We start from the raw sequence: 5,840 nt of genomic DNA on the forward strand, positions 1-5,840 counted from the left end.
TTTCCTTTTAATTTTTTCTTATTGTTTTCCAGTGTTTTATGAATTTATTGTGGATAAAGGTTAGGAATAGTTTGTTTGGGTGTATAATTTTCCTACTTTTGCATCCCGCTTCGGAGGAAGGGAAATGGTGAGATGGGATGATGAGAAGGTGATTTGAGGAGATGAAAAGTAGAGGTTGTTATTTTTCGGGAGTTGTTTTAAGGCTTCGGAAAAAAGGAAAAAAAAGTTTTAGAAAAAGCTTGACAATACTAAAAAGATTTCTACCTTTGCAATCCCAAACACAGGGAGCCTAAACGACGGAGTTGTTAAGGAGATAAAAAACGAGATTGAAACGTTGAGCTTTGAAACTGAGACCTGGAATATTAAGACCAGGGGGAAACTGAAGAAAGGATACGAAGATATATACAGAAGACCCGTGAGGCGATTCGATAAGTTCATTAAAGAGATGTCATTTATAAGCGTAGCGAGGTAAAACAGTACGGAATCAAAGTACATGATACTGGAGCTATTTTTTCAAGTTTAATTCTAACTAGACAATACAATTAGAATAAGACTATTATTAATACAAGTTAAGAATGGTCAGCGTTCAAACACAACATTTACAATGGAGAGTTTGATCCTGGCTCAGGATGAACGCTAGCGGCAGGCCTAATACATGCAAGTCGAACGATACTCTTTAGCTTGCTATAGAGGAAAGTGGCGCACGGGTGCGTAACGCGTATGCAACCTACCTTAATCAGGGGGATAGCCCGAAGAAATTCGGATTAACACCGCATAAAAACACAGGATAGCATTATCCAATGTTCAAATATTTATAGGATTAAGATGGGCATGCGTGTCATTAGCTAGTTGGCGGGGTAACGGCCCACCAAGGCGACGATGACTAGGGGATCTGAGAGGATGACCCCCCACACTGGTACTGAGACACGGACCAGACTCCTACGGGAGGCAGCAGTAAGGAATATTGGTCAATGGAGGCAACTCTGAACCAGCCATGCCGCGTGCAGGAAGACAGCCCTCTGGGTCGTAAACTGCTTTTATTCGGGAATAAACCTATTTACGTGTAAATAGCTGAATGTACCGAAGGAATAAGGATCGGCTAACTCCGTGCCAGCAGCCGCGGTAATACGGAGGATCCAAGCGTTATCCGGATTTATTGGGTTTAAAGGGTGCGTAGGCGGCTTATTAAGTCAGGGGTGAAAGACGGTGGCTCAACCATCGCAGTGCCCTTGATACTGATGAGCTTGAATACACTAGAGGTAGGCGGAATGTGACAAGTAGCGGTGAAATGCATAGATATGTCACAGAACACCGATTGCGAAGGCAGCTTACTATGGTGTGATTGACGCTGAGGCACGAAAGCGTGGGGATCAAACAGGATTAGATACCCTGGTAGTCCACGCCCTAAACGATGAATACTCGCTGTTAGCGATATACAGTTAGCGGCTAAGCGAAAGCGTTAAGTATTCCACCTGGGGAGTACGCCCGCAAGGGTGAAACTCAAAGGAATTGACGGGGGCCCGCACAAGCGGAGGAGCATGTGGTTTAATTCGATGATACGCGAGGAACCTTACCCGGGCTTGAAAGTTAGTGAATTATCTAGAGATAGATAAGTGAGCAATCACACGAAACTAGGTGCTGCATGGCTGTCGTCAGCTCGTGCCGTGAGGTGTTGGGTTAAGTCCCGCAACGAGCGCAACCCCTATGTTTAGTTGCCAGCACGTTAAGGTGGGGACTCTAAACAGACTGCCTGTGCAAACAGAGAGGAAGGAGGGGACGACGTCAAGTCATCATGGCCCTTACGTCCGGGGCTACACACGTGCTACAATGGATGGTACAGAGGGCAGCAAGCTGGCAACAGCAAGCGAATCTCAAAAAGCCATTCACAGTTCGGATAGAGGTCTGCAACTCGACCTCTTGAAGTTGGATTCGCTAGTAATCGCGTATCAGCAATGACGCGGTGAATACGTTCCCGGGCCTTGTACACACCGCCCGTCAAGCCATGGAAGTTGGGGGTACCTAAAGTACGTAACCGCAAGGAGCGTCCTAGGGTAAAACCGATAACTGGGGCTAAGTCGTAACAAGGTAGCCGTACCGGAAGGTGCGGCTGGAATACCTCCTTTCTGGAGTAGGTTAGACTACTCGCTACGCTGAATGATATAAATGACAAGATCTCAAAAAAAGACAACCCATAGGATGAAGCATGGTTTAGTGCTCCATACTGAAGAAAGGGGACATGAGTAGTTCAAAAGATTTGTGAAAATGAGAAATCAATACTCATAAACCTTACTTACGAAAAATAGTCCCGTAGCTCAGTTTGGTTAGAGCACTACACTGATAATGTAGGGGTCAGCAGTTCAAATCTGCTCGGGACTACATTAGGAATAATCTTACGGGGGATTAGCTCAGCTGGCTAGAGCGCCTGCCTTGCACGCAGGAGGTCAACGGTTCGACTCCGTTATTCTCCACCATCACCGGTACCTGATACAAAAGGCACGGAAATAGGAAGCAGCAATGCAACCCGGGATAGAAAAGTTCTTTGACATATTGGAAGAAGTTAAAAAAGAAGAGCAAACAACAATAGAGACGTTGTTAGCTTGAAGGATAGAAAGGACTGAGCAATCAGGAATGGAGATCTGTAGAGATAACGACAATCAAAAAAAGCATTTCCATAGGCGCAAAAGGCTATGGAGAGAAGAAAGTAAATAAGAGCACACAGGGGATGCCTTGGCTCTCAGAGGCGATGAAAGACGTGATAAGCTGCGATAAGCTTCGGGGATTAGCAAATATGAATTGATCCGAAGATTTCTGAATGGGGAAACCTGGCTAGTTGAAGACTAGTCGTACAATGTACGCAAACCTGCCGAACTGAAACATCTAAGTAAGCAGAGGAAGAGAAAATAATAATGATTTCCTAAGTAGTGGCGAGCGAAAGGGAAAGAGCCCAAACTCATAATGTTACGGCATTGTGAGGGTTGTAGGACTACGATATGATTATAATGCAATGAAGTGGAACAGGATGGGAAGCCTGGCAATATAGCGTGAGAGCCGCGTACACGTAAGTACCATTAGTCTAGTAGTATCCTGAGTACCGCGAGGTCGGAGACGCCTTGTGGGAATCTGCCGGCACCATCCGGTAAGGCTAAATACTCCTGAGAGACCGATAGTGAACCAGTACCGTGAGGGAAAGGTGAAAAGAACCCCGAACAGGGGAGTGAAATAGAACCTGAAACTGTGTGCTTACAAGCGGTCGGAGCGGACTTGTTCCGTGACGGCGTGCCTTTTGCATAATGAGCCTACGAGTTACTCTTCTCTGGCAAGGTTAAGTGTTTAAGACACGGATCCGAAGCGAAAGCGAGTCTGAATAGGGCGTATAGTCAGGGGAGGTAGACGCGAAACCTTGTGATCTACCCATGGACAGGTTGAAGGTGCGGTAACACGTACTGGAGGACCGAACCGATAAACGTTGAAAAGTTTCCGGATGATCTGTGGGTAGGGGTGAAAGGCTAATCAAACTGGGAAATAGCTCGTACTCCCCGAAATGTTTTTAGGAACAGCGTCGTGGTTAAGTTAAATAGAGGTAGAGCTACTGATTGGGTGCGGGGGAGTCAAATCCTACCAAATCCAGACAAACTCCGAATGCTATTTAATATACACGGCAGTGAGGCGCGGGGTGCTAAGGTCACGCGCCGAGAGGGAAAGAACCCAGACCATCAGCTAAGGTCCCCAAGTTACAGTTAAGTTGAACTAACGAGGTCCGATTGCACAGACAGCTAGGATGTTGGCTTGGAAGCAGCCATTCATTTAAAGAGTGCGTAACAGCTCACTAGTCGAGCGATCGGGCATGGATAATAAACGGGCATCAAATTGTACACCGAAGCTATGGGTAATATTAATATTACGGTAGGGGAGCATTCCAGCGGCAGCGAAGGTATGACGTAAGTTGTGCTGGAGCTTCTGGAAAAGCAAATGTAGGCATAAGTAACGATAAGGCAGGCGAGAAACCTGCCCGCCGAAAGGATAAGGTTTCCTGATCAACGCTAATCGGATCAGGGTTAGTCGGGGCCTAAGGAGAACCCGAAGGGGATATTCGATGGACAACGGATTAATATTTCCGTACTTTTTATAACTGCGATGTGGGGACGGAGTAGTGACACTGCCGCGATCTGACGGAATAGATCGTTGAAGGCTGTAGGTATAGGACCGGTAGGCAAATCCGCCGGTCTTGCTAAAGGCTGATAGTACCGCAAACCTTCGGGGGCGTGGATAGTGCAGGTAATCAGACTTCCAAGAAAAACCGCTAAGCTTCAGGTTATAAAAACCCGTACCGCAAACCGACACAGGTATCCGGGAAGAGAATTCTAAGGCGCTCGAGTGAATCATGGCTAAGGAACTCGGCAAAATGGCCCTGTAACTTCGGGAGAAGGGGCGCTGGTAGCAATATCAGCCGCAGTGAAAAGGCCCAGGCGACTGTTTAACAAAAACACATGGCTTTGCAAAATCGAAAGATGAAGTATAAGGCCTGACACCTGCCCGGTGCTGGAAGGTTAAGAGGGGATGTTAGGGTTAAACCGAAGCATTGAATTGAAGCCCCAGTAAACGGCGGCCGTAACTATAACGGTCCTAAGGTAGCGAAATTCCTTGTCGGGTAAGTTCCGACCTGCACGAATGGTGTAACGATCTGGGCGCTGTCTCAGCCATGAGCTCGGTGAAATTGTGGTCCCGGTGAAGACGCCGGGTACCCGCAACGGGACGGAAAGACCCCATGCACCTTCACTACAATTTAACATTGACATTGGATACAGGATGTGTAGGATAGGTGGGAGACTATGAAGTGGCGTCGCCAGGCGTCGTGGAGTCAACGTTGAAATACCACCCTTTTTGTATTCGGTGTCTAACCCGACTCAGTCGGGGACATTGTTTGATGGGTAGTTTGACTGGGGTGGTCGCCTCCAAAAAGGTAACGGAGGCTTTCAAAGGTAAGCTCAATACGCTTGGTAACCGTATGAGGAGTGCAATAGCATAAGCTTGCTTGACTGTGAGGCAGACAAGCCGAGCAGGGTCGAAAGACGGATATAGTGATCCGGTGGTTCTGCATGGAAGGGCCATCGCTCAAAGGATAAAAGGTACGCTGGGGATAACAGGCTGATCTCCCCCAAGAGCTCATATCGACGGGGAGGTTTGGCACCTCGATGTCGGCTCGTCACATCCTGGGGCTGGAGAAGGTCCCAAGGGTTCGGCTGTTCGCCGATTAAAGTGGCACGCGAGCTGGGTTCAGAACGTCGCGAGACAGTTCGGTCCCTATCTGTTGTGGGCGTAGGAATTTTGAGTGGGGCTGACCTTAGTACGAGAGGACCGGGTTGGACTAGCCTCTAGTGAATCTGTTGTTCCGCCAGGGGCATTGCAGAGTAGCTACGCTGGGAATAGATAAGCGCTGAAAGCATCTAAGTGCGAAACTAGCCACGAGATGAGAATTCCATATAGGACCGTAGTAGACTACTACGTTGATAGGTTATAGATGTAAAGGTGGTGACATCAAAGTCGAGTAATACTAATCATCCGAAGCTTTCAAGAGCAATAAACTGTTGTTTGTTCTTCCTAACTAACTTCTTTCAATAATATGTCATTGTTATAAAGCTGAATCAAAGCCATACCTGGAATTAAAAACAGGTGTGAAAGATATAAAAGCTGAATAACATTAAAAATATTTAGGTGCCTATATCGGTGGTGTCCACCTCTTCCCATTCCGAACAGAGAAGTTAAGCCCACCAGAGCCGATGGTACTGCGGTAACACGTGGGAGAGTAGGTCGGTGCCAAATCTTAAAGAAAGCCGGTAGTC

Annotated in this window: 2 tRNA genes and 3 rRNA genes; all 5 read left to right on the forward strand. The window is 47.2% G+C overall.

Going from position 1 to position 5,840, the window contains the following annotated elements:
• Positions 1-601 precede the first annotated feature (601 nt).
• Positions 602-2,123 (forward strand): 16S ribosomal RNA (locus tag R2Q85_RS24340).
• A gap of 178 nt (positions 2,124-2,301) precedes the next feature.
• Positions 2,302-2,376: transfer RNA gene (locus R2Q85_RS24345), tRNA-Ile, on the forward strand.
• 18 nt (positions 2,377-2,394) lie between these two features.
• Positions 2,395-2,471 (forward strand) — tRNA-Ala (locus R2Q85_RS24350).
• Positions 2,472-2,695: 224 nt separating this feature from the next.
• Positions 2,696-5,574, forward strand: a 23S ribosomal RNA gene (locus R2Q85_RS24355).
• A 134-nt stretch (positions 5,575-5,708) separates the two neighbouring features.
• Positions 5,709-5,820, forward strand: a 5S ribosomal RNA gene (gene rrf, locus R2Q85_RS24360).
• The 16S, 23S and 5S rRNA genes sit together here with 2 tRNA genes alongside, the layout of an rRNA operon.
• The last annotated feature ends 20 nt before the right edge of the window (positions 5,821-5,840 follow it).

Origin of the sequence: Pedobacter heparinus, assembly GCF_032678725.1 — a bacterium.
Taxonomy (GTDB): Bacteria; Bacteroidota; Bacteroidia; order Sphingobacteriales; family Sphingobacteriaceae; genus Pedobacter; species Pedobacter heparinus_A.